We start from the raw sequence: 24,504 nt of genomic DNA on the forward strand, positions 1-24,504 counted from the left end.
TGCTCCTTGAAGATTCGGGGACTGACACGACTCTACCCCGGTGCTGCGGCGTCGGATCGGGGTCGACGGCCGGTTTCGCCGTGGGCGCACAAGCGCGTCGCGCGAGGCGTGCGCCGGCGGTGTCGGCGCCGGCCGATAGCGTGGACGACATGACCCCGAGCCCGCCCCGCGATGCACAGGACGCCGCGCAGCGCGAGGTGGTCGCTGCACCCGTCGGCGCATCCGGCGTCGTCATCGGCGGGCCGGGCACGGGCAAGACGCACACGCTCATCGATCGCGTCGACGCGCTCCTCGGCGAGCAGGGGCTGACGCCGGAGCAGGCGCTGGTGCTCACCCCGAGCAGGCAGGCGGCGACCGCGCTGCGCGACCGCATCGGCGTGCGCATCGGCCAGGCGACACCGGGGCCGCTGGCCCGATCGCTGGGCTCCTTCGCCTTCCAGGTCGTCCGCGGTGCGATGGTGCACGCGGGCGGCGAGCCGCCGGCGCTGCTCACCGGAGCCGATCAGGACCGCATCATCGCCGACCTGCTGGCCGGCGACGCCGACGACGAGGCCGCTGGCATGCTCAGCCGGTGGCCGGCATCCCTGCCCGCGACCGTGCGCGCGTCGAAGGACTTCCGCTCCGAACTGCGTGCCTTCCTGGCCGAGTGCACCGAGCTGGGCGTCCTCCCCGATGAGCTCCAGCGCTCGGAGCGCCCGGTCTGGGCGGCGGCCGGTGCGTTCATCGACGAGTACCGCACCGTTCTCGCCGACATGCGCACGGCCTATCGCGACGCCGCCGATCTCGTCAGCGAAGCCGCGGCGGTCCTGCGCGAGGCCGAGTCCGCGACCCTCGGACCCCTCGCCGGGTTGCGTGCCGTGCTCATCGACGACGCGCAGGAGATCACCCGCGGGGGACTCACGCTCGTGCGGGCGCTGCGTGCCAGGGGGATCGCGGTGACCGCGTTCGGCGACCCCGACATCTCCTCCGGCGCTTTCCGCGGCGCGAGCCCGCAGCTCTTCCACGAGCTGTCCACGCTGCTCGGCGACGTGTTCGTGCTCGACACCGCGCACCGGCAGACCCCGGCCCTGAGCGACCTCACCCGCACCGTCACCCAGGCGATCGGCGTCGCCGGCCGTGTCGAGCACCGCCGGCCTCCGGGACCGGCCCCCGAGACGGCGGACCCGTCCGTGCGGACCTTCCTGGCATCGTCGCCGTACGAAGAGGTCGATCGCATCGCCGGCACCCTGCGCGACTGGCACGTGAGCTCCGGGATTCCGTGGAGCGATATGGCCGTCATCGCGCACGACACGCGGCAGGTCGCCGCTCTCGAGACCGAGCTCGCCGCGCGCGAGGTCCCGACGCGTGCGGCGGGGGTGCAGCGCCCCCTGGGCAGCGAGCGCGTCGTCCGCGATCTCGTCGGCATCGTGCGTCTCGCGCTGCAGCCGGCGTCCGAGCGCACGCCGGAGGACCTCGTCGATGCGCTGCGTTCGCCCTTCGGCGGGTTGGACGCCGTCGGACTCCGGCGCCTGCGCGCCAGGCTGCGGCATCTCGAGCTCGATGAGGGCGGCTCGACGTCGGCATCCGAACTCCTGCGGCAGGCGATGGAGTTCCCTGCGCACTTCGCGTTCATCGACGCGCCGGAGGCGCGGGTCGCCTCCCGGTTCGCCGTGACCCTCGCCGAGACGGGGGCCGCGGCGCAGAACGAGACCATCCACGAGCTGCTCTGGCGCGTCTGGGACTCGTCTCGCGCACCCGGCGGCGCCAGGCTCGCCCAGCACTGGCAGGAAGCCGCAGCGCTCCCCGGTGGCGGGGAGATCGCCAGGAACCTCGATGCGCTTGTCGCGCTCTTCGACGCCGCGAAGAGATTCGTCGAGCGCACTCCGAACGAGGACCCGGAGACGTTCGTGCGCGACATCCTCGACAGCGAGGTCCCGGAGGACTCGCTCTCGACCCCCGACCGTCCCGGCCTCGTGACGCTGCTGACGCCGGCGACGGCCCTGGGCACGCAGTTCGAGGCCGTCGTGGTCGCCGGCGTGCAGGACGGCGTGTGGCCGAACACGCGGCTTCGCGGCGGGCTCCTCGAGACATGGCGGCTGGCGGACGCCGTGACCGCAGCCCGCACGGGAGCACCCGCCGTCGACCCCGGGGTGCTCGACCGGCGCCGCGACGCGCTGCACGACGAGCTGCGGCTCTTCGTGCGAGCCGTCTCCCGAGCGCGATCGCGGATCCTCGTGTCGGCCGTGGACGACGACGACTCCACGCCGAGCCCGTTCTTCGGGTTCCTCCCCGAACCACCGCCGGCATCCGATCATCCGGCGGCGGAGCATCCGCTCACCCTGCGCGGTCTCGTGGCGCGGCACCGCCGCACCCTCACCAGCGCACCGGATGCCGCATCGCGGGCCGAGGCCGCGGGGCAGCTGGCCGTCCTCGTGCGCGAGGGCGTACCCGGCGCGGACCCGGCCGACTGGTACGGCACGACCCCGCCGTCGACCGCGGCGCCGCTGCACGACCTCTCGGTCGAACCGGCACGGGTGTCGCCGTCTCGGATGGAGTCCTTCGAGGAGTGCGAGCTGCACTGGGCGATCTCCGCCCTCGGCGGCGACACGGTCCTGCCGCCGTCGGCGGGGATCGGCACGATCATCCACGAGGCGATGGAGAAGGTCCCCGCCGGTGATCTCGAGGCCATGCGCGCGATCGTGGCGGAGCACTGGGGCGAGCTGGACTTCGAGACCGAGTGGATCAGCCGCAAGGAGCACCGCCGAGCGGATCTGTACGTCGAACGGCTGCACGCGTATCTGGGCGAGGTCGCCCGCGACGGCGGGCGGGTGCTGGCCAGCGAGGTCGAGTTCCGCTTCGCGGTGGACGCGACCGGCGCAGGCGAGGAGCCCGCCGTGCACATCGGAGATGCCGCGGGCGAACCGGGACGCGCGCTGGTGCACGGCTTCATCGACCGCGTCGAGGCGTACCCGGTCGGCGCGGGCGAGCATGCGGCGGCCCGGGCCCGCGGGGCGGCGCCCATGGCCGCGTCCGCGGACGGGGAGCGCGTCGTCGTCGTCGACCTGAAGACCGGCAAGTACGAGCCGGAGTCCGACGCCAAGGTCGAAGACCACGCCCAGCTCGCGGCCTATCAGGTCGCCGTCGAGCAGGGCCTCATCGAGGGCGCCGATCCCGCCGCGCTCGCCGGGGCGCGGCTGCTCGTCGTCGCCAAGACGCTCTCGGGCAGCGACTACCGGATCGCGCATCAGCACACGCTCGAGGGCGAGGCACGCACACGGTTCCTCACGAGGCTCGCGGACGCGGCCAGAGGCATGTCCGCGGGGAGCTTCACCGCCCACGTCGAGGCGCACTGCGCCGATGTGCAGTGGCGCGTGCAGCCGTGCCGCATCCACACGGTGCCGGCGGTGAGCGCGTGAGCGCGGAATGGGCCGGCAGCGGCCCCGGCCTCTCCGCGCTGGACGTCGCGGCCGCGCTCGGCCAGCCGCCGCCGACCCCCGCGCAGCAGCGGGTCATCGAGGCTCCGCCCGCCCCGGCGCTGGTCGTGGCCGGCGCCGGCAGCGGCAAGACCGAGACGATGGCGGGGCGCGTGGTGTGGCTGGTCGCGAACGGTCATGTGCGCCGCGACGAGATCCTCGGGCTCACCTTCACGCGCAAGGCGGCGGGCGAGCTCGCCGAGCGCATCGGCGCTCGCCTCGCGGTGATCGACGAGTTCGGCCGTCGCGGTCTGCTCCCGCACGTGCCCGAGATGGTCCGCTCAGGAGCGCTGGCGCCGATCGCCGAGGCGGACGGCGCGCACCGGCAGACGGTCCGCGCGCACGTCCTCGACGGGCTGGCCGCGCATTACGGCACAGGGTGGGATGCCGCAGCGCCGCGCACCGCGGACGACATGCTCATCCGCCCGCGGGTGTCGACGTACAACGCGTTCGCCGATTCGATCGTCCGCGAGCACGCCGCGAGGATCGGACGCGACCCCGATGTCGAGATGCTCAGTCAGGTGGCGTCGTGGATGCTCGCGCGGGAGGTCGTGCTGCGCGCCGATCTGCCGCAGCTGGAGGACATCGAGCTGTCCGTCGCGACCGTCGTCGACGCCGTGCAGCGGCTCGCAGGAGAAGCGCTGGATCATCGTGCCGACCTCGGCAGGGCCGAGCGCATCGCGCTCGAGCACGCGGCGGCGTTCGCCCCGTACCGGAGCCAGGGCGACGTCGAGAAGGCGGCCGACAACCTGATCGCCCTGCCGACTCTCACCTGCCTCGTGCGCGAGTACATCGCCGAGAAGCATCGGCGGGGTGTCCTCGACTTCGCCGACCAGGTCAGCGGCGCGTTCGACATCGTGGAATCCTCGCCGGACGTGCGCGCCGATCTGCGCGAGCAGCACCGTGTCGTGCTCCTCGACGAGTATCAGGACACCTCGGTCATCCAGACCCAGTTCCTGTCGGCGGTGTTCCAGGACTCCGCCGTGATGGCCGTCGGCGACCCGCACCAGTCGATCTACGGATGGCGCGGCGCCAGCGCAGACAACCTCTACGCGTTCGCGCGCACGTTCGCCGATCAGCAGCAACCCGAGTCGTACAGTCTGATGACGAGCTGGCGCAACGACAGCGCCATCCTCGGGATCGCCAACCGCATCCTCGAGCCGCTTCAGCGCCCCGGCCTCGACGTGCCGCCGCTCGAACCGCGACCGGGCGCGGGCCAGGGCGATGTCCAGGTGCGGTATCCGCTGACCGTGCACGACGAGGCGGACCAGGTCGCCGAATGGTTCGTCCAGCGCCGTGCCGAGCACACCGATGCCGCGAAGCCGCACACCGGCGCGATCCTGTTCCGATCCAAGCGGCACATGCAGACCTTCGCCGAGGCGCTCGCCGCGCGCGGCGTCCCGCATCGCATCCTGGGCCTGGGCGGGCTCCTCGCGACTCCGGAGGTCGTCGACGTCGTCGCGACACTGCGGGTGCTGCACGACCCGAACGCCGGTTCCGCCCTGATCCGACTGCTCGTCGGGCCGCGGTTCGGGGTCGGCGTCGCCGACATGGGGGCGCTGTACGACCTCGCCGGCGAGCTCTCCAGACGCGACAGCGGCCTCATGCCGCTGCCCGATGAGCTGCGCGCCCGGATCCGCGCGTCCCGAGGCGCCGACGAGGCGGTCTCGATCGTGGACGCCGTCGACGTGGTCCGGGGGCTCCGCGACGACTACCGGCTGCTCGAGAGGATCACGCAGGACGGGCGCGCACGCATCCGCGCGGCGGGGGAGATGCTCGAGCGGCTCAGACGTGCCTCGGGGCAGCCGATCCCCGAGCTCATCCGCAGCATCGAGACCGAGCTCAGACTCGACATCGAGCTCGCGGCCAACGAGACCCGGGGCCCTGCCCGCATCGCGGCGACGCAGCTGCGGGCGTTCACCGACGAGGTGCGCGCGTTCCTCTCCGCCGATGAACGCGGCACGATCGGGAGCCTGCTGGCCTGGCTCGACAAGGCCGAGAGCACGGACGAGCTCATGCCGCGGCCGGAACCGCCCGAGCCGGGAGTCGTGCAATTGCTGACCATCCACGGATCCAAAGGGCTCGAATGGGATGCCGTGGCCGTGGTGCGCATGGTCGAGGGCGAGCTGCCGACGCCTCCGACGAGCACCTCGGGCTGGTTCGGCTTCGGGGTTCTGCCGTTCGCGCTGCGCGGCGACCGTGATGCCCTCCCGGTGTTCCGGTGGGATCCGCCGCCCGAGCACGAGGAACCGGATCCGGCGAAGCGGCTCAAGGCCGGCGTGGCATCGCTCACCAGCAGGAGCAAGTCGGCGCCCGGCGCACTGACCGTCTTCAAGGACGCCTACCGCGACTACCAGCAGCAGGAGGAGAGACGTCTCGCCTACGTCGCCGTGACGAGGGCTCGCACCCATCTGCTGCTCACCGGAGCGCACTGGGCCGGGCAGAAGAAGCCCCGGCAGGCCGGCCCCTACCTGCTCGAAGCGTTCGACGTGCTCGGTCACGACGGCGTCGGCGAGGTCGATGCCGACGAGAATCCCTATGAAGGCGAGGGCAAGACCACGGTGTGGCCGCTGGACCCGCTCGGTGGACGACGGGGCAGGGTCGAGGCTGCGGCGGACGCGGTCCGATCGGCTCTCGCAGCCGGCCCCGCAGCTCCCACCCCCCAGCTCGAACGCCTGCTCGCCGAGCGGGCGGAACGGCAGCGCGGCGTGCTCGCCGAGCCTCCGACCCGTGTGCCGGCATCCCGGTTCAAGGACTACGTCACCGACTTCGACGCCACGCTCCGCGAGATCGCGCGCCCGATGCCTGAACGCCCGTACCGGCAGACGCGGTTGGGCACCCTGTTCCACGCGTGGGTGGAGCACCGCTCCGGCCTCGTCGGCGCGGGCCCGAGCGCGGACGCCGCCCTGTGGGACAGCGACGACGAGCAGGCGGAACCCTCGGCCGTCTCGGCCGCGGACGACGCCGATCTGCAGACGCTGCGCGAGATCTTCGAGCGCAGCGAATGGGCGGAGCTCGCACCGATCGCGGTCGAGATCGAGATCGACTTCGCGCTCGGCGCGGGCACGACCGCAGGCTCAGGGGAACCGACCCCCGGGCCTGCCTCGGGGCACATCGTCATCTGCAAGCTCGACGCGGTGTACCGGCGCGAGGACCGCGGCGGGCGGATCGAGATCGTGGACTGGAAGACCGGTCGCGCTCCGCGCACGCCGGCGGAGCGCGAAGATCGGATGCTGCAGCTCGCCCTCTACCGGCTCGCCTACCACCGCCGGTTCGGCGTGCCGCTCGAGGAGATCGATGTCGCGCTCTACTACGTCGCCGACGACCTCGTCATCCGCGGCGACCGGGTCTATTCGGAGGCGGAGCTGGTCCAGCGGTGGAGCGCCGCGCGCGCTGCACGCTGAGCCTCATCCGCGGGGTCGTGCTCGGGTTCTGCCGTCGCCCCGTCGACAGGCTCGGGGGTCGAGGAGTCCGAGCCGGTCCCCGACGCCTCGACGGGCTCAGCGGTCGACGGGTCAGGCTCCGATTCCGCCCGCCAGGTCTCGGCGACGTCGCTGAGGTCCTCCGTGGCATCGCCGATGCGGTCGCCGCTGCGGTCGTCGTTCGCGGGTGCGAGGTCCTCGGGGAGCAGGTCGTCGGGGTTGTACGCGTCGGTCTCCATCGCCGTGCTGATGCCCGTCGCAGCGGTCTGCGGCACGCGGTCGAGAGCGTCGAGTGCGGAATCGACGCCGTCGCCTCGCGCGGCTATGACCGAGAGGTCGTTCTCGCGCAGCCCGTCGGCGAGGGCTTCGAGGAGTGCCGCGGCATCGTCGACGATGTCGGTGCGGCGCATGGTGTCGCCGTGCACGAGCCACCGGGCGAACTCCAGTTCCGCCAGCATCCGCGCCCGCACGGCCAGCGCGGGATCCGGTGCGCGGTCCGATGCCTCGGCGTACGCCGCGTGGACGTCGCCGGCGGCATCCGGGGCGGACGAGAGCCAGGCCAGGTCGACGGCGGGGTCGCCGAGCGCCAGTCCGTGCCAGTCGAGCATCCCGATCACCTCGGGGCCGCGCTCCGGATCGTCGTCGAACAGGAACGAGGTCGCCTTCGCGCCTCCCAGGGTCACGGCGGACTCGAAGCGCCACAGATCATCGTCCTCGACCGCCTCGCGCCAGCGGACCGTGAGACGGGCCGGAACGCGCCCGGTGGCCGCTGCTCGGTCGACGAGGCGACGGATCTCGTCGCGCACCTCTTCGGCGCTGCGCGCGGTGAGCCCGGCGCTGCGGACGACCGAGGCGGGCAGGGAGTGGACGGCGGCGATGGAGGCGCCCATGGATGCCGCGGCCCCGCGGCCGCGCGGCACATGGTGAGCCTCGATCTGGAATCCGGGCAGCAGGCCCGAGACGAGTGCCCGGCCCTCGGCCAGACGGGTCTCGCCGACGTACTCGGGCACCTGGAAGGGGAGCATCGCACGGGCACCGGCGGTCAGTGCGCGCAGGGCCAGGGCCTCGGCGGCGAGCTCGCGTGCGGTCTCGTCGTCGTCTCCGACACGGATCGCGAGTTCGCGGCCGTCGGCGAGCGTGGCGACGGCGGAGTCGAAGCGCCCGTCGCCATCGGCGGAGAGGGATCGAGCGCCGACGACCTCCGCCCCGGGCAGAGCGGCTGTGACCGCCGCCGCTAGAGTAAAGGGAGACCGTGCCATGCCCCCAGATTAGGTCGCATAGCGCGCGGTTCCGCCTACGCCACGCCTGTGAGAGAGGGAGTCGATGACCGTCCAGCGCGCACAGTTCGATCGGGCCGGACACCTCCGTGACGAACAGGGCATCCTCGACGCGCTGCGGGCGTCGCCCGACGCCCGAGCGATCGTCGTCAGAGACGGACGTGCACGGATCGAGGACGGCACGCTGGTCGCGGTCGCTCCGGCCGAGGTCGCAGGCGACGCGGAGTGGGCGCTGCTCGGCCGGCGCGAGGACGGCACACCGCTGCTGCTCGCCGCCGTGGGCCGGGAGCCCGACAGCATCGACGCCGCTCCCGAGGAGACCTGGCTCGGCGTCCGCGACACCGGGGGCATGCTCGCAGCGGCGGACACCGAGCTGCTCGTCACGGCCGTGGCCCTCGCCTCCTGGCTGCGCGATGCCCGATTCTGCCCGACCTGCGGGTCGGAGACCCTTCTGCGCCAGGGCGGCTGGTCGCGGCGCTGCGAGCGGTGCGGGCACGACATCTTCCCGCGGACGGACCCCGCGGTCATCGTCGCCGTCGAGAGCGGAGACGGCGAGCGACTGCTTCTCGGCGCCAACGCGAACTGGCGCGGACGGATGTACTCGTGCTTCGCCGGGTTCGTCGAGGCCGGCGAATCCCTCGAGGCGACCGTGCACCGCGAGATCGAAGAGGAGGCCGGCGTCCTCCTCGACGAGGTCCGCTACGTGTCCTCGCAGCCGTGGCCGTACCCGCGTTCGCTCATGATCGGGTTCCGCGCCACGGCATCCGAGAAGCGCCGCGCCCGCCCGGACGGGGAGGAGATCATCGACGTCCGCTGGTTCACGCGCGACGAGATCCGTTCGGCCCTGCAGGGGGAGGGGCCGGTGGGGCTCCCGGGGCCCGCATCCATCGCCCGCGCCCTCATCATCGACTGGTGCGACGGGCGCTCGCTGCCCGAACGCGCCGACGGGGCTCAGTGAGCGCGCTCGACGCCCTCGACGAACGCCAGCGCGAGGCGGCATCCGTGCTGCGCGGGCCGGTCGCGGTGCTCGCGGGAGCCGGGACGGGGAAGACCCGGGTCATCACGCACCGCATCGCGCACGGCGTCGACACGGGCGCGTACTCGCCGAGCAGGGTCATGGCCGTGACCTTCACGGCGAAAGCTGCGGGCGAGCTCCGCGGGCGTCTGCGCACGCTCGGCATCGAGGGCGTCGCGGCCCGCACGTTCCACGCTGCAGCCCTCGCGCAGCTGAACTTCTTCTGGCCGACGCTCGCGGGCTCGCCGGCTCCGTCGATCATCGACAACAAGGTGCGTCTGCTCGGGCAGGCCGCCGAGCAGCTCCGTCTGCGTCTGGACACCCCGACGCTCCGCGACGTCGCGAGCGAGATCGAATGGCGCAAGGTGTCGATGGCGTCGATCGACCAGCACGCCGCGCTCGGCAGATCCGTGGGTCGGGTGAGCGCCGAGCAGCTCGCCGACCTGCAGCGGGCGTACGAGGCCCTCAAGGACGACCGTCGCCAGCTCGACTTCGAAGACGTGCTGCTCGCATGCGCCGGGATGCTGGAGGCCGAGCCCCGCGTCGCGGCATCCGTCCACGAGCAGTACCGGCACTTCACGGTCGACGAGTACCAGGACGTCTCGCCGCTGCAGAACCGGCTCCTCGAGCTCTGGCTCGGGGACCGGAGGGACCTGTGCGTCGTCGGCGACGCCAGCCAGACGATCTATTCGTTCGCCGGAGCCGATCAGCGCTACCTGCTCGAGTTCGGCAGGAGGTTCCCGGACGCCACCGTCGTGCGTCTGGAGACGAACTACCGCTCGCAGCCGCCGATCCTCGCCGCGGCCAACGCGCTGATGAAGGGCAGACCGGGAGCGCTCGAACTCAGCCCCGCGCGGGAGGCCCCGACCGCCGAGCCGCTCACCCTCACGGCCTACGAAACCGAGACCGAGGAGGCGGTCGGGATCGCGGCATCCGTCTCGGCGCGCATCGCGTCGGGTGTCGCCCCGTCCGAGATCGCCGTGCTGTACCGCGCTCACGCGCAGTCCGCGGCGATCCAGCAGGCGCTCGCAGACGGGGGGATCGCCTCGACCGTGCTGGGGGGCAGGCGCTTCTTCGACATGCCGGAAGTGCGTCAGTCGATCCTCGCCCTGCGCGGCGCGGCCGTCGCACCGACGGAGCGAGGCTTCCTGCCGAATGTGCGGCGGGTGCTGCGTGAGATCGGTCTGACCGACGAGCCGCCCGCTGCCGGCGGTGCGCAGCGCGACGGCTGGGAGGCTCGCAGAGCCATACTGCGGCTCGCGGAGGAGGCGCCGGATGACACGACGCTGCGCTCCTTCAGCGACGGGCTCATGGCCAGGGCGAAGGACCAGCACGAGCCGACGATGCAGATGGTGACGCTGTCCACCCTGCATGCAGCCAAGGGCTTGGAGTGGTCGCACGTCGTGCTCGCCGGCTGCGCCGAGGGCGCACTGCCCATCTCGTACGCCGCCGGCTTCGACGCCATCGACGAGGAACGGCGCCTCGCCTACGTCGGCATCACGCGCGCCGCGCGGACGCTCGAGCTGACGTGGTCGCGATCGGCAGGGCGGGGGGAGCGCCGGCCGTCGCGGTTCCTGGAGGAGATCGGAACGACTGCTCGCGGCACCGGCAGTCTGCGTGAAACCTCGCCTCGCGCCAGGTCCGCCGGCCGTCGGGGCTGACCCGCACCGATCGCGGTCCCGCGTCGGTCTCGCGGAGCAGCCGGGCGATGAACACCGCAGCCTCGGCGGTGCGGGCCGTCGTGATCCGTCCGCCGTGCGCGCCGATGAGCTGCGCGTGCATGGCGGGCCACGCCGGATCGCGATCGCGCTCGTGGGCGTCGCGACATGCCAGGCACGGAGAGCGGCCAGGGACGATCAGAGGGCCGATGACCACGCCCCCGGGTTCGAAGGCCACAGGCAGATGCACGAGATCGTCGTGCAGGTAGCCGGCGAGCCGGTGAGCGGATGCCGCGCCCTGCACGAGCACGATCCCGACGGTCGAGGACGTGCCGCGCGGAGCCGTGGAGAAGCCCTCATCGTGCAGGGCGATCTCCATCCGCGCCCCGACGCGCGAGTCGTCGATGTCGACGCTCTCGATCCACACCGGCGGCGGTGCCGGAAGGTCGGTGACGAGGATCGGCTCGAGCGTCTCCAGGAGTCTGCGGGCGGCCTCTCTCGGCGCGCCGACGCCGTGCGCGACGACGTCGAAGGCACTGCGGCGGATTCCGGTGCGGAGCGCCTGGATGAGCGGCTCGATCCACGGCTCGCCCGCATCGATGAGCAGACCGCCCTCCAGACCGAACTGCACGGTGTCGGTATCGCGCCAGAGCATCGGATGCTCCGGGTCGATCCGGGTCAGCGTCGTCGGAGTCATCGGTGGCATGACCCGATTCTGCTCACCCTGCGCTCACCGCGGAGCGCCGTGCCGCGATCCGTGGAGAACTCCGTGAAGAGGGTGATCGGTGCACAGCGGTGCGCGCATCCGGGTCAGACGGGCCTCTCGCCCTCTCCGGCGCCCTCTCCGGAGTCGTCGTCCGTGCCGGATTCCCCGTCGGCCTCCGCAGCGTCGGCGGACCCGTCGCCGCGGTCCTGCGAGAAGTCGTCCCCGTCCAGGAGCCGTGCCAGCGCCTCATCGAACTCGTCGGCCACGGGTTCCTCGCCGCGGGCGTGCGCCTGCAGGCGTTCGATGAGCGCCGTCGGGTCGTCGATGTCGGCTGCGGTGGGAAGCAGGTCGGGGTAGTCCCACAGCGAGTCGCGGGCCGCGATGCCCACGGCATCCGTCACCCGACGCCACATCGCTGCGGCCTCGCGCAGGCGGCGCGGCCGCAGCTTCAGCCCGACCAGCGCGCCCAGGGCGTCTTCGGCGGGGCCGCCGACCGCTCGGCGGCGGCGCGCAGCCTCGGCGAGGCGTGCGCCGTCGGGGAGGCGCGAGGTGGCCTCGGCCGTGACCACGTCGACCCAGCCGTCGATCATCGCCACGATGTTCTCCAGGCGGCCGAGCGCTTCGCGCTGCGCCGCGGTCTGCGCGGGCAGCAGCGCGCCGCCTTCGATCGCCGCGCGCAGCTCCTCAGGGTTCGACGGATCGAGTCGGCTCGCGACGTCCTCGAGCGCCTCGACGTCGACGGTGACGCCGCGGGCGAAGTCGGTGATCTGCGACATGACCTGCAGATGAAGCCACTTGGCGTGCCGGTAGAGGCGGGCATAGGCGAGCTCGCGAGTGGCGAGGTAGAGTGCGATCTGGTCCTCGGGGATCTCGAGGCCCGCGCCGAATGCGGTGATGTTCTGCGGGATGACCGCGGCCGTGCCGGCCGGGAGCACGGGGATGCCGACATCGCCGCCCGACACCACTTCGAGGGAGAGGTTGCCCAGCACCTGGCCGAACTGGGCGGCGAACACCGAGGAGCCGAGGCCCCGCATGAGCTTTCCCGCTCCCTGGATCGCTCCGCGCATGTCCTCGGGCACCTGAGTGTCCAGCGCGCTCGTGAGGGCGTCGGCGATGCTCGTCGAGACGGGTCCGGCGATCTCCTTCCAGACCGGGAGCGTCTTCTCGACCCACTCGCCGCGCGTCATCGGCTGCGGCGCCTCGGACAGTTCCGAGATCGTCGTGGCCTCGCCCAGCCACAGGTTCGCCAGGCCGAAGGCGTCCACGAGCGAATGCCGGGACCCGTCGGTGATGCCCTGGCCCTCGCGGTTCGCGATGTGCAGGGCCTGACGCAGCGCGTTCTCCCACGGATCGCCGCCGAACACGCTCTGCAGCTGCTGCGACAGCGCTGCCATCATGGCCGGATCCAGTTGGAGGCCGCCTTCGCCGCCGAGGGCGTTCTGGAGCGCGCTGAGGTCGAAGTCCCCGCCGCCCTGCCCCGACAGCATCTTCCGCAGGAACTCCTGGAAGTCCTCGGGGGTGGGTTCGTCATCTGCCATGTCGGTCGCCTCTCAGCACGTCGCTAGCCGTGCCATCTACGCTAGTTGCAGGTTTCTGCACGCACCCCCGACGCGAGCAGATCGCTGTACGCCGGTCGCGAACGACGGAGGATTCACGTGGCTCGAACTCAGCCTGCCCGCATCGGGCTCGGCGTCTGGGCGCTCGTCGTCGCGCTCATCGCACTGGTCGTGCTGACCTTTCTGCCGACGCCGTATGTGATCCAGCGGCCCGGCCCCGTATACGACACGCTCGGCAGTGCGGCGAGCACGGATGGCGAGCAGGTGCCGCTGATCGCGATCGACGGCGCCGAGACCTTCGAGACCAGCGGCAGCCTCAACCTCACGACGGTGCAGGTCGTCGGCAACCGCGAGCGCACCCCGTCGTGGTTCGAGCTGGCGCTGGCATGGATGGACTCCTCGCGCGCGGTCGTGCCGCTCGACTCGGTCTTCCCCGAGGGCGTCACGACCGAGGAGCGCGACGAGCGCAACGCCGACCTCATGGTCGACTCGCAGCACGAGGCGACCGCGGCGGCTCTGCACGAGCTCGGGTACGACACGGGGGCGAGTGTGGAGGTCGTCTCGACCGTCGAGGACTCTCCGGCGGACGGACTTCTGGAAGAGGGCGACGTCGTGGAGCAGATCGACGGCGCGGACGTCACCAGTGCCGCAGGGCTCCGGGCGGCGATCCAGGATGCCGAGGGGGATGCCGTCGTGCTGACCGTGCAGCGCGACGGCGAGGAGCACGAGGTCGAGCTCACGCCGGAGAAGGAGCAGGTAGGCGGGGTGGACACCTGGCTGATCGGCATCATTCTGACCACGGACTACGACTTCCCGTTCGACGTGCACATCCAGCTCGACAACGTCGGCGGACCGAGCGCCGGCATGATGTTCGCGCTCGGCATCGTCGACGAGCTGACACCGGGCGAGCTGACCGGCGGCAACGACATCGCGGGCACCGGCACGATCGACGCGACCGGCGCGGTCGGGCCGATCGGCGGCATCCGTCAGAAGCTGTACGGCGCACGGGATGCCGGTGCGGACTACTTCTTCGCCCCGGCATCCAACTGCGACGAGGTCGTCGGCCACGTGCCGGACGGTCTGACCGTGATCAGCACCGCGACGCTGGAGGAATCGCTCGACGCGATCGAGGTGATCGCGGACGGCGGCGACGTCGGCGCACTGCCGACGTGCAGCGCTTCGTGACCTGAGCGACACCGTCCACCCGGCCCGCTCATAGTCTGCGCACATAGGATGGTCAGGTGACCACGACCTCAGCGCCGAATCCGGCCACGCCCCGAACATCCCGACGTATCGTCACGATCTCGCTGGTGATCATCGCCGCGCTGGTCGCGGCCTTCTTCGTCTTCGCCTCGCTGTACACGGACTTCCTGTGGTTCGATCAGCTCGGCTTCTCACGCGTGCTCACCACGCAGTGGATCGGTGCGGCGGTGATGTTCGTCGTCGGCTTCCTCGGCATGGCCGTGCCGCTGTTCGTCGTCATCCAGCTCGCGTACCGGCTGCGCCCGGTGTACGTGCGCCTGAGCTCCCAGCTCGACCGCTACCAGGAGGTCATCGAGCCGCTGCGGCGCCTGGCCATGTGGGGCATGCCGATCTTCTTCGGCATCTTCGCCGGCTTCGCGGCAGCGGGCAACTGGGAGACCGTCTGGCTGTGGTTCAACGGCGGCGCGACCGGTGCCGTCGACCCGGAGTTCGGCGTCGACACCGGGTTCTACCTGTTCGCGATGCCGTTCTACTCGATCCTGCTCGCATTCGTGTCGGCGGTGCTCCTCCTCTCCCTGATCGTCACGGCCCTGGTGTCGTACCTGTACGGTTCCGTGCGCATCGGGCAGGGCGAGCTGCGCATCTCGAAGCCCGCGCGCATCCAGCTCGCCGTCCTCGCCGGGCTCTACCTGCTCGTGCAGGCCGCCAGCCTGTGGCTCGACCGCTTCAAGACCCTGGTCACCGAAGAGGACCGCATCACCGGTGCCGCCTACACCGGGGCGAACGCCACGATCCCGGGCCTGGCGATCCTCGCGATCCTCGCGGCGCTCGTGGCCATCCTGTTCTTCGTCACAGCGATCATCGGCCGCTGGCGCTTCCCGCTGGCGGCGACCGCGCTGCTGATCGTCGCCGCGCTGGTCGTCGGCATCGGCTACCCCTGGGTCGTCACGACCTTCCAGGTGCGCCCGAACCAGAACAGCTTCCAGGCCGAGTACTACCAGCGGAACATCGACGGCACGAAAGAGGCCTACGGCATCAACGACCTCGAGGTCACGCCGTTCAAGGCCGTCACCGACGCCGCCGCCGGTCAGCTGCGCGAGGATGCCGAGACCACGGCATCCATCCGCATCCTCGACCCGAGCATCATCAGCCCGACCGTGCAGCAGCTCGAGCAGTTCCGCGGCTACTACCAGTTCCAGAACACGCTCGACGTCGACCGCTACGAGATCGACGGCAAGACGCAGGACACGGTGGTCGCCGTCCGCGAGCTCGACGTGTCGCGTCTGGGCGACAGCAACAACTGGAACAACCGCACGGCGGTCTACACGCACGGCTACGGCCTCGTCGTCGCGGCGGGCAACCAGCGCACGAGCGAGGGGGAGCCGGTGTTCCTCGAGCGCGGCATCCCGTCGTCCGGCTTCCTGACGGACTCGGAGAAGTTCGAGCCCCGCGTCTACTTCGGCGAGACCTCGCCGCTGTACTCGATCGTCGGAGCGCCCGAGGGCACCGACCCGGTCGAGATCGACTACCCGCGCGGTCAGGACGGCGCGAACGAGACCAAGACGACGTTCGACGGCAATGGCGGACCGGCGATCGGCAACACGTTCAACAAGCTGCTGTACGCGTTGAAGTTCCAGGAGGCCGAGATCCTGTTCTCCGACCTCGTGAACGACGACTCGCAGATCCTGTACGACCGCGACCCGGTCGATCGCGTGCAGAAGGTCGCCCCGTACCTCACGCTCGACAGCGACCCGTACCCGAGCGTGGTCGACGGCGAGATCGTCTGGATCGTCGACGGCTACACGACCAGCGCGACGTACCCGTACTCGACCGGCGTGAACCTGCCGGACGCGATCGCCGACTCGAACACGCCGACGCCGAGCTTCGCTCTGGACAACATCAACTACATCCGCAACTCCGTCAAGGCGACCGTGAACGCCTACGACGGCTCGGTGACGCTGTACGCCTGGGACGAGGAGGACCCGATCCTCAAGGCGTGGGAGAACGTCTACCCGGCCACGGTCGAGCCCATCAGCGAGATGTCGGCCGATCTCATGAGCCACGTGCGCTACCCGACGGACCTCTTCAAGGTGCAGCGCGAGATCCTCGGCGTCTACCACGTCGACACGGCGGGTTCCTTCGCCCAGCAGGACAACCGGTGGCAGACCCCCGACGACCCGCGCGACCCGACGTCGCTGCAGCCGCCGTACTACCTGTCGATGCAGATGCCGGGCCAGGATTCGCCGCGCTTCTCGATGTTCTCGACGTTCATCCCCGCGTCCGCGCAGGGGACGACGAGCCGCAACGTGCTGATGGGCTACCTCGCGGTCGATTCGGATGCCGGCGCCACAGCGGGCGAGAAGTCCGAGGGCTACGGGAAGATGCGACTGCTCGAGATCGATGCGGACACGACCGTGCCTGGCCCCGGTCAGGTGCAGAACACGTTCAACTCCGACCCGAACGTCGTGCGCGAGCTCAACCTGCTGCAGCAGGGGGAGTCCGAGGTGAAGTACGGCAACCTGCTGACCCTCCCGGTCGGCGGCGGTCTGCTGTACGTCCAGCCGGTGTACGTCCAGTCCTCCGACGCCGGCGGCACTCAGCTGCCGCTGCTGCAGAAGGTGCTCGTGACCTTCGGCGACAACGTCGCCTTCGAAGACACGCTCACCGAGGCCCTCGACACGATCTTCGGCGGCGACTCCGGTGCCACCGGTGGCGACGAGGAGGTGGAGCCGACTCCGGGCGAGACGACTCCTCCGGACGAGGGCGGCACGGATCCCGGCACCGAGGAGCCGGGAACCGGCACCGACTCGGGCGCGTATCAGGAGGCTCTGAGCGCCGCTCAGCAGGCGCTGGCCGACCGCGAGGCCGCGCTGAAGGACGGCGACCTCACCGCGTTCGCCGAGGCCGACAAGCGTCTGACGGATGCCGTCACGGAGCTGCTCGCTCTGGAGGAAGCAGCCGGCGAGTGACGGCGGGCGCCGGCCGTCAGACGTCCGGCGCCGACGCCAGGTCTGAGAAATGGCGGGTTCGCGCGTGCGCGACCCGCCATTTCTGCGACCTGCCGATGGCAAGCGAAAGGCCCCCTGGGTATGCTAAAGGCCCCTGATCGGGATTTCTCCTGATCAGGGGCCTTTCTTGTGTCGCATTCTCGTTGCGGGGACAGGATTTGAACCTGCGACCTCCGGGTTATGAGCCCGGCGAGCTACCGAACTGCTCCACCCCGCGGCACGTCTACAAGCCTAACACGGGAATCGGCCGGTGGTTGACAACGGGTGAACTGCGCGAGGATGGGGGCATGTCCTCGACCGTCGCCGTGTGTCAGTTCAGCCCGACCGCCTCGCCTGCGGACAACCGCGCCCGCATCGCGGAGCTGACCGCTGCCGCCGCGGGCCGAGGTGCACGTCTGGTCGTCTTCCCGGAGTACTCGAGCTATTTCGTCGATCCGATGGATGCCACGCTCGCGGCGAATGCCGAGAGGCTGGACGGCGACTTCGTCCAGGCGTTACAGGAGACGGCAACCGTTCACGATGTGACGATCGTCGCCGGGCTCGTGGAGGCCGCGGGGGAGCGCGTACGCAACACGCTCGTCGCGGTGGATCCCGCGGGTGTGCGCGCCGTGTACCGCAAGCAGCACCTGTACGACGCGTTCGGACAGACGGAATCGGACTGGATCGAACCCGGTGCGCTCGATGAGCCGCAGACCTTCGTGGTGGACGGGCTGCGCTTCGCGATGATGACCTGCTACGACCTGCGGTTCCCCGAGGTCGCCCGCACGCTGGTGGATGCCGGGGCTGACGTCATCGTCGTTCCTGCCGAGTGGGTTCGCGGCGCTCTCAAGGAGCACCATTGGACGACCCTGCTCGCGGCCCGCGCGATCGAGAACACGGTCTACGTCGTCGCGGCGGATCACCCGGGGCCGATCGGCGTCGGGCACTCGCAGATCATCGACCCGCAGGGCGTCGTCGTCGCCGGAATCGGGACGAGCGAGGGTGTCGCCGTCGCCGAGCTCGCCGAGGATGCCGTCACCCGCGTCCGCGAGACGAACCCCGTGCTGCGACTGCGCCGCTACCGGGTGGTTTCTCGCTGACGCTGCGATTCCGGCTGCGGCTCGATCTTCAGAACGTCGCTGACGCCAGCCTGCTCGCGGCCTCTTCGAGCACCTCGACCCGCTTGCACGCGGCGAAGCGCACGAGGCCTGCGAACCGATCCTGGTGCTCGGCGCTGACGAACGCGCTCAGCGGGATCGCGACGACCCCGGCCCGCTCGGGCAGCGCACGGCAGAAGGCCGCAGCATCCGAACCGCCCAGCGCCCCGGCGTCGGCGACCGTGAAGTAACCGCCCTGCGGCGGAGTCACCTCGAAGCCCGCGGTGCGCAGTCCCTCGCCGAGGATCTCGTGCTTGCGACGGAGCGTCGCCGCGGCATCCGTGAAGAAGGCGTCGGGCAGTGCGAGCCCCACCGCGATGGCCGGCTGGAACGGGGAGCCGTTCACGTAGGTGAGGTACTGCTTGACCGTCAGGACGGCCGTGACGAGATCGGCGGGGCCGTGCACCCAGCCGATCTTCCAGCCCGTCGTGGAGAACGTCTTGCCGGCGGACGAGATCGTCAGCGTCCGTTCGGCGGCGCCGGGAAGCGTGGCGAGCGGCACGTGCGGGATGGAGAACGTCAGGTGCTCGTACACCTCGTCCGTGACGATGACCGCGTCGTGCCGCTCGGAGAGCCGCACGATCTCCGCTCCCACCTCGGGGGAGAAGACGGTGCCGGTCGGGTTGTGCGGGTCGTTGACGAGGATGATCCGCGTGCGGTCGGTGACGGATGCCGCGAGCACGTCGAGGTCAGGCTGGAAATCCGGCTGCCGCAGCGGCACCGTGCGCAGTCGAGCGCCCGCCAGCGCCACCGCGGCGGCGTAGGAGTCGTAGTAGGGCTCGAAGACGACGACCTCGTCGTCGGGGGAGTCGATCAGCGCGAGAAGCGTCGCCGTGAGCGCCTCCGTGGCGCCCGCCGTGACGATGACCTCGGTGCCGGGATCCACCTCGAGACCGTAGAAGCGGCGCTGATGCTCGGCGATCGCTGTGAGCAGGTCGGGGCTGCCGCGCCCGGGCGGGTACTGATTCGCGCCGTGCGCGATGGCGGTTCGTGCCGCCTCGAGCACCTCGGCAGGGCCGTCCTCGTCGGGGAAGCCCTGGCCCAGATTGATGGCACCGGTACGGACCGCGGCCGCAGACATCTCTGCGAAGATGGTGGGCGCGACGTCACCGTCGGGGGAGAGAAGACCTGCTCCCGCTGCTGTGCGCCGCCAGGCGCCGGGAATAGCACTCATGCAAACCAGGCTAAGGCCATAGCGAGCACTCACCCTGCCCATATCGAACGCACAGCATCGGGCGGCAACCTGAGATGGTCGATGAAGGAGCAGACATGAACGACGACAACACCCCAGAAGAGACCTCGTCCCCCGAGCAGACTCCGCAGACTCCGGGTGGCGGCGGATCCGGCCACGAGATGCCGGCCGCGTTCACGTCGCACGCGGCGCCGGCGGGGCCCGTCCCGAACGACGGGCCGACCGCACCGATCGCGCACTTCATGGCACCCGTCGCGAACCCCGGACACGGGGCCGCGTTCGGTGTCCCCGCGCAGAGCGCTCCTGGCGCCGACCACGCGGCAGCGGACACGACGGAATCGGTGACCCCGATCCAGACCAAGACCAAGGAGAAGAAGCCCTTCGGAGCAGGCAAGGTCGCAGCGCTCATCGTCGCGGCATCCCTCGTCGGAGGCGCAGCGGGGCTCGGAGGCAGCTACCTGGGCAGCACGCTCTGGGCGCAGCCGACCGGCTCGACCGCGAGCGGGCCGTCCGCCATCACGGTCAACAACCCCGGCTCCGTCAACGAGACGACGGCGATCGCGACCGAGGTCCTGCCTTCGGTCGTCACGATCCAGGCCGCGGGCTCGAGCGAGTCCGGCAGCGGCTCGGGCGTCGTGCTCAGCGAGGACGGCTACGTGCTGACCAACACGCACGTGGTGACCCTCGGCGGTGCCGAGGCGAACGCGACGATCCGTGTCACGGCATCCGACGGGCGCATCTATGACGCCGAGGTCGTCGGAACCGACCCGATCTACGACCTCGCGGTGATCAAGCTGAAGGGCGCGTCGGGCCTCACCCCGATCGAGTTCGCGGACTCGTCCGACCTCAACGTCGGCGACACCGCCGTCGCGATCGGCGCACCGCTGGGTCTGTCGAACTCGGTGACCACGGGAATCGTGAGCGCACTGAACCGCAGCATCCAGATCGCCTCGTCCGCCGTGCCCGACTCCACCCAGGATTCGCAGGAAGGTCAGGGGGACCAGGGAGACCAGGGCGGCAGCCCGTTCCAGTTCGACCTTCCCGGCACCCAGCAGCAGAGCCCGAACTCGTCCATCTCGATCTCGGTGATCCAGACGGATGCCGCGATCAACCCCGGAAACTCCGGCGGCGCGCTCGTGGACAGCGAGGGCAGGCTCATCGGCATCAACGTCGCGATCGCGACCGCGGGCAGCTCCGAGGAGTCCGGCTCGATCGGCGTCGGGTTCTCCATCCCGTCGAACATCGCCAAGCGCGTGTCGGACGAGATCATCGAGAACGGATCGGCGACCCACGGTCTGCTCGGCGCGACGGTCCAGGATGCGTCTTCCGCGCAGGACGCCGACGTCGCCGGCGCTGTGATCGTCGAGCCCACGTCCGGCGGTGCTGCGGCGCAGGCCGGGCTGAAGGCGGGCGACATCGTCACCGGGTTCAACGGTCTCCCGATCACCGGCGCGACAGACCTCACCGCTCAGGTCAGGGCCGCGGCTGCGGGCAGCGAGGCGACGGTCACGTACGTCCGCGGAGGCAAGGAGTACGAGGCCACGGTGACCCTCGGGGAGCTCGATCTCTGAGCGCACTCGGCTCACAGCGAAGGACGCCACCCCGCGATAGGCTCGCGGGGTGGCGTCCTTCTCCTTCGGCTCGGGCAATGCGACAGGGCTCCTGCGCATCCCGCTGTATGCCGTAGGGCGCATAGGCACGATGCTCGTCCCGCGCGGAACCCGATGGGTGTTCGGATGCGGCGCCGGCATCGGCGACGGTGCTCTGGCGCTGTGGCGGCTGGCGGCATCCGAAGGCCGCAGGGCTGTGTGGCTCACCTCCTCGGAGCGCGAACGCGCGGATGCCGCAGCGCTGGGGATCCCGACCATCCCGAAAACGTCGTTGCGCGGCTGGTGGGCGACCGCCAGAGCGGGAGTGGTGGTCGTGACCCACGGTCAGGGCGACGTCAACCGCTACGCGACATCCGGCGCGTTCCTCGTGCAGCTGTGGCACGGCATCCCGCTCAAGCGCATCGGACTGGACTCACCGGCGACCGTGACCGTGCCCGACGTCCCAGGCGCCGCGGTGCTGAGGAGAGCCATCGCCTACCTCTACCGGAGCGCCGCCCAGCGCATCCGCCTCATGCCCGCAGCATCCGATCGATCGCGCGGGCGCCTGGAGTCGGCCTTCGCACTCGGCGGCGGCCGCGTCGTCGTCACCGGAGAGCCGCGCGTCGACGTGCTCTCGGCCGGTGCGCCGGAGGAGAACCGCCGCACGGCACGGGCGCTGCTCGAGGACGCGACCGGCCCGCTGCCGTCCGGCTCGAGGACGCTGCTGTACGCGCCGACCTGGCGCGATGGCTCAGGCGACCCCGCCGTGCCGTCCGCCGCGGACTGGGTGCGACTCATCGCCCTGCTCGAACGCGAGGACGCGGTGCTGTTCGTGCGATCCCATCCGCTCGGAGCGGGCGTGTACCGGCCTCCGCTGCCGACCAGGCGCGTGCGGATGCTCGGATCGGACGTGCTCGCCGATGTCACCCCGGCGCTGCCGGGGATCGACGCACTCATCACCGACTACTCGTCGATGGCCTACGACGTGGGACTCATCGGCATGCCGGTGCTCTTCCTGGCACCCGACGCCGAGGACTACGCGCGCACACGCGGGTTCTACGGCAGGTACGAGGAGGTGGCAGGAGACGGCGCGGCGGAGGACTGGCACGACCTCACCGCTCGGATCGATCAGCTGCTGACCGACGAGAGCGTCTTCGCGGCGCATGCCGAACGATCACGGGGCCTGAGCGCGCAGATGCACGCGTTCCGCGACGGCGGGAGCACGCGGCGCGTGTACGACGCCATCCGTGCCCGCACAGCCCCGAGAGGAGCACGATGACGACCGCCCGAATCGATGAGGACGCCGAGCGTCTCGTCATCGCCGGCACGGGAGCGCGGCCGGCGTCCGCCGTGCTCGCGGGTTCCCGCGCCCGCGTCGACGCCAGGATCACCGGCGGCGGCAGGACGTGGAAGGCGGCGTTCGACCTGCGGGCCTCGCGCTGGGGCGGCCCGTCGCTGCCGTTGCCGTCGGGCGAATACCGCATCGAGATCGACGGCGTCGATCTGTCCGGCATCGAGGAGCAGTCGCGTCTCCTGCCCGGCCTGCGCATCACGATCCGCGGATCGCAGGTCGACGTCGCTCCGCCGATCGACCCGGTTCATGAGACGCCCGAAGGGATGGCCGCGCTCGAGGAGGGCTACGTCGCGCAGCAGGGCGGTGATGAGGACGCCGTCTTCTTCGAGAGCTTCTACGGGCAGAGCGCCGGATGCAACCCCCGTGCCATCGACGCGGAGATCACCCGACGCTCCCCGGGCACGACCCGCTACTGGAGCGTCGTCGACCTGTCCGTCCCCGTACCGGACGGCGCGATCGCCGTCGTCGAGGGCAGCCCCGAGTGGTGGCGCGCCCGCGGGGCGGCGCGGCTTCTCGTGGTCAACGACTGGCTGCGCCGCAGGTTCGTCCGCAAGACCGGGCAGAAGGTGTTGCAGACCTGGCACGGCACGCCGCTCAAGCGTCTGGCGCTGCACCGACCGGGCTTCGACCCGCGGCGCATGGCCGCGGTCGTCAAGGAGTCGCGTCGCTGGGACGTGCTGCTTGCGCAGAACCTGTACGCCGAACGCATTCTCCGGAAGGCATATGCGTTCTTCGGCAAGCCGGTGTGGACCGACGGGTATCCGCGCAACGACGTGCTCGTGACGGGGAACCCGGCGGCAGCACGCGCCGGGCTCGGCATCGGTCCGGACGAGCGCGTACTGCTGTATGCGCCGACCTGGCGGGACGACCGCTCCGAGATCGTCGACTTCGTCGATCCCGAGCTCCTCGCGGAGCAGACCGACGCGGTCGTGCTCGTGCGCGGGCATTCGCGGACGCTGCGTCCGGGCAGGGACCAGGCCGGCGCGCGCGTGATCGATGTGACGGGTTTCTCCGACACGGCCCGGCTCCTGCTCGTCGCCGACGCCCTGATCACCGACTACTCGTCGGTGATGTTCGACTACAGCGTCACGGGCAAGCCGATGTTCTTCCTCGTGCCGGACCTCGAGCACTACCGCGGCCAGCTCAGGGGTTTCTACTTCGATCTCGCCGAGCGCGCGCCAGGGCCGCTCGTCACGTCGCAGGATGAGCTCGTCGCTGTGGTCCTCGACGAGGGCGTTCCCGCGCGCTTCGCCGATCGCTACGCGTCGTGGCGGCGTCAGTTCAACGGGCTCGACGACGGTCGCGCCGCGGAGCGCGTCGTCTCGCGCCTTCTCGATCTGGGCTACCTGAGCGCCTGATCAGCGGGAGAGAGGCGCACTGAGCCGGTCGCGCTGAGCGGGTGCGGATCTGGCAGCAGGCGCACCTGGTCGCTCACCCTTCGACAGGCTCAGGGATCGCTGGGCGCGGAGCCGGTCGCTGAGCCTGTCGAAGCGTCCGGCGGGCCGGGCGCTGTCTGCTCCGAGAGAGAGCCGGAAGATCCTCTCCCCGCTCCGCCATCAATGCCTCCTTCTTCCGACGAGACCAGCCCTGCACCTGCTTTTCCCGGTGATAGGCCTCATCAACGCGTTCGAATTCCTCGGCGTAGACCAGACGAACGGGGCGTTGCTTGCGGGTGTACTTCGCTGCCTTCTCGTCCAGGTGGTTGTGCTCCCGGACACGCGCGACGACGTCGGAGAACGCAGTGCTCCCGGCGTAATAGGTGCCATCCGCGCACTTCACGATGTACATCCACGGCATGCCCTCAGTGTGCCGGGGACGCCATCGCACGGATGCCTTCGACAGGTATCTGTGGACAATCCGGCGGGCTGCCGGGCGCTCACCCTTCGACAGGCTCAGGGATCGCTGGGCGCGGAGCCGGTCGCTGAGCGCGGCGAAG

General features: G+C 70.9%; 14 protein-coding genes and 1 tRNA gene. 10 read left to right on the forward strand and 5 right to left on the reverse strand.

The annotated features are described in order from the left end of the window. The first annotated feature begins 149 nt into the window (after window positions 1-149). Together AB0269_RS02575 and AB0269_RS02580 are read left to right on the forward strand one after the other, a co-directional pair. A complete protein-coding gene (locus AB0269_RS02575; protein WP_366209596.1) occupies window positions 150-3,395 on the forward strand; it encodes an ATP-dependent DNA helicase in 3,246 nt (1,081 codons plus the stop codon). After that, complete coding sequence (locus AB0269_RS02580; protein ID WP_366209597.1) at window positions 3,392-6,856, forward strand: ATP-dependent DNA helicase; 3,465 nt, start codon at window positions 3,392-3,394, stop codon at window positions 6,854-6,856. The genes AB0269_RS02575 and AB0269_RS02580 overlap by 4 nt, the downstream gene beginning before the upstream one ends. Here AB0269_RS02580 and AB0269_RS02585 read toward each other — a convergent pair. Further along, window positions 6,802-8,133: a phosphotransferase gene (locus AB0269_RS02585; protein WP_366209598.1), complete on the reverse strand. Its 1,332-nt coding sequence runs from the start codon at window positions 8,131-8,133 to the stop codon at window positions 6,802-6,804. The genes AB0269_RS02580 and AB0269_RS02585 overlap by 55 nt on opposite strands. A gap of 64 nt (window positions 8,134-8,197) precedes the next feature. Here AB0269_RS02585 and nudC point away from each other — a divergent pair, with 64 nt between their 5' ends. Together nudC and AB0269_RS02595 are read left to right on the forward strand one after the other, a co-directional pair. After that, window positions 8,198-9,109, forward strand: coding sequence for an NAD(+) diphosphatase (nudC, locus tag AB0269_RS02590; protein ID WP_366209599.1), 912 nt, complete (start codon window positions 8,198-8,200; stop codon window positions 9,107-9,109). Then, complete coding sequence (locus AB0269_RS02595) at window positions 9,106-10,827, forward strand: ATP-dependent helicase (RefSeq protein WP_366209600.1); 1,722 nt, start codon at window positions 9,106-9,108, stop codon at window positions 10,825-10,827. The genes nudC and AB0269_RS02595 overlap by 4 nt, the downstream gene beginning before the upstream one ends. Before the next feature lie 807 nt (window positions 10,828-11,634). Here the strand turns inward: AB0269_RS02595 and AB0269_RS02600 are convergent. After that, window positions 11,635-13,068 (reverse strand): zinc-dependent metalloprotease, encoded by a 1,434-nt coding sequence (locus AB0269_RS02600; RefSeq protein ID WP_366209601.1) that lies wholly within the window; start codon window positions 13,066-13,068, stop codon window positions 11,635-11,637. A 117-nt stretch (window positions 13,069-13,185) separates the two neighbouring features. Between AB0269_RS02600 and AB0269_RS02605 the strand changes: the two genes are divergently transcribed. Together AB0269_RS02605 and AB0269_RS02610 are read left to right on the forward strand one after the other, a co-directional pair. Then, window positions 13,186-14,271, forward strand: a complete 1,086-nt coding sequence (locus AB0269_RS02605) for a PDZ domain-containing protein (RefSeq protein WP_366209602.1) — start codon at window positions 13,186-13,188, stop codon at window positions 14,269-14,271. Between the two features lie 56 nt (window positions 14,272-14,327). Further along, window positions 14,328-17,258 carry a UPF0182 family protein gene (locus AB0269_RS02610; RefSeq protein WP_366209603.1) on the forward strand — a complete coding sequence of 977 codons (2,931 nt, stop codon included), beginning with the start codon at window positions 14,328-14,330 and terminating at the stop codon, window positions 17,256-17,258. A 182-nt stretch (window positions 17,259-17,440) separates the two neighbouring features. On the opposite strand, the gene AB0269_RS02615 is transcribed toward AB0269_RS02610, so the two are convergent. Beyond that, window positions 17,441-17,514: transfer RNA gene (locus AB0269_RS02615), tRNA-Met, on the reverse strand. A gap of 70 nt (window positions 17,515-17,584) precedes the next feature. Between AB0269_RS02615 and AB0269_RS02620 the strand changes: the two genes are divergently transcribed. Continuing rightward, a complete protein-coding gene (locus AB0269_RS02620; RefSeq protein ID WP_366209604.1) occupies window positions 17,585-18,376 on the forward strand; it encodes a carbon-nitrogen hydrolase family protein in 792 nt (263 codons plus the stop codon). A gap of 28 nt (window positions 18,377-18,404) precedes the next feature. On the opposite strand, the gene AB0269_RS02625 is transcribed toward AB0269_RS02620, so the two are convergent. Beyond that, window positions 18,405-19,607, reverse strand: coding sequence for an aminotransferase class I/II-fold pyridoxal phosphate-dependent enzyme (locus AB0269_RS02625; protein ID WP_366209605.1), 1,203 nt, complete (start codon window positions 19,605-19,607; stop codon window positions 18,405-18,407). A gap of 95 nt (window positions 19,608-19,702) precedes the next feature. On the opposite strand from AB0269_RS02625, the gene AB0269_RS02630 reads away from it, so the two are divergent. The 3 genes from AB0269_RS02630 to AB0269_RS02640 are packed head-to-tail and all read left to right on the forward strand — an operon-like array spanning window position 19,703 to window position 23,926. Further along, complete coding sequence (locus AB0269_RS02630; protein ID WP_366209606.1) at window positions 19,703-21,196, forward strand: trypsin-like peptidase domain-containing protein; 1,494 nt, start codon at window positions 19,703-19,705, stop codon at window positions 21,194-21,196. Window positions 21,197-21,245: 49 nt separating this feature from the next. Then, a complete protein-coding gene (locus AB0269_RS02635) occupies window positions 21,246-22,493 on the forward strand; it encodes a CDP-glycerol glycerophosphotransferase family protein (RefSeq protein ID WP_366209607.1) in 1,248 nt (415 codons plus the stop codon). Then, complete coding sequence (locus tag AB0269_RS02640; protein ID WP_366209608.1) at window positions 22,490-23,926, forward strand: CDP-glycerol glycerophosphotransferase family protein; 1,437 nt, start codon at window positions 22,490-22,492, stop codon at window positions 23,924-23,926. Before AB0269_RS02635 ends, AB0269_RS02640 begins: the two co-directional genes overlap by 4 nt. 73 nt (window positions 23,927-23,999) lie before the next feature. Here AB0269_RS02640 and AB0269_RS02645 read toward each other — a convergent pair whose 3' ends face one another. After that, window positions 24,000-24,365, reverse strand: a complete 366-nt coding sequence (locus AB0269_RS02645; protein WP_366209609.1) for a GIY-YIG nuclease family protein — start codon at window positions 24,363-24,365, stop codon at window positions 24,000-24,002. Window positions 24,366-24,504: the final 139 nt, after the last annotated feature.

Source organism: Microbacterium sp. NPDC077644 (genome assembly GCF_040702785.1).
GTDB lineage: Bacteria > Actinomycetota > Actinomycetes > Actinomycetales > Microbacteriaceae > Microbacterium.

Excerpts from the sequence above, each read along its gene's own strand:
- AB0269_RS02575 (WP_366209596.1), top strand. The coding sequence starts at position 150 with ATGACCCCGAGCCCGCCCCGCGATGCACAGGACGCCGCGCAGCGCGAG.
- AB0269_RS02585 (WP_366209598.1), bottom strand. The coding sequence starts at position 8,133 with ATGGCACGGTCTCCCTTTACTCTAGCGGCGGCGGTCACAGCCGCTCTG.
- nudC (WP_366209599.1), top strand. The coding sequence starts at position 8,198 with ATGACCGTCCAGCGCGCACAGTTCGATCGGGCCGGACACCTCCGTGAC.
- AB0269_RS02600 (WP_366209601.1), bottom strand. The coding sequence starts at position 13,068 with ATGGCAGATGACGAACCCACCCCCGAGGACTTCCAGGAGTTCCTGCGG.
- AB0269_RS02620 (WP_366209604.1), top strand. The coding sequence starts at position 17,585 with ATGTCCTCGACCGTCGCCGTGTGTCAGTTCAGCCCGACCGCCTCGCCT.
- AB0269_RS02625 (WP_366209605.1), bottom strand. The coding sequence starts at position 19,607 with ATGAGTGCTATTCCCGGCGCCTGGCGGCGCACAGCAGCGGGAGCAGGT.
- AB0269_RS02630 (WP_366209606.1), top strand. The coding sequence starts at position 19,703 with ATGAACGACGACAACACCCCAGAAGAGACCTCGTCCCCCGAGCAGACT.
- AB0269_RS02640 (WP_366209608.1), top strand. The coding sequence starts at position 22,490 with ATGACGACCGCCCGAATCGATGAGGACGCCGAGCGTCTCGTCATCGCC.
- AB0269_RS02645 (WP_366209609.1), bottom strand. The coding sequence starts at position 24,365 with ATGCCGTGGATGTACATCGTGAAGTGCGCGGATGGCACCTATTACGCC.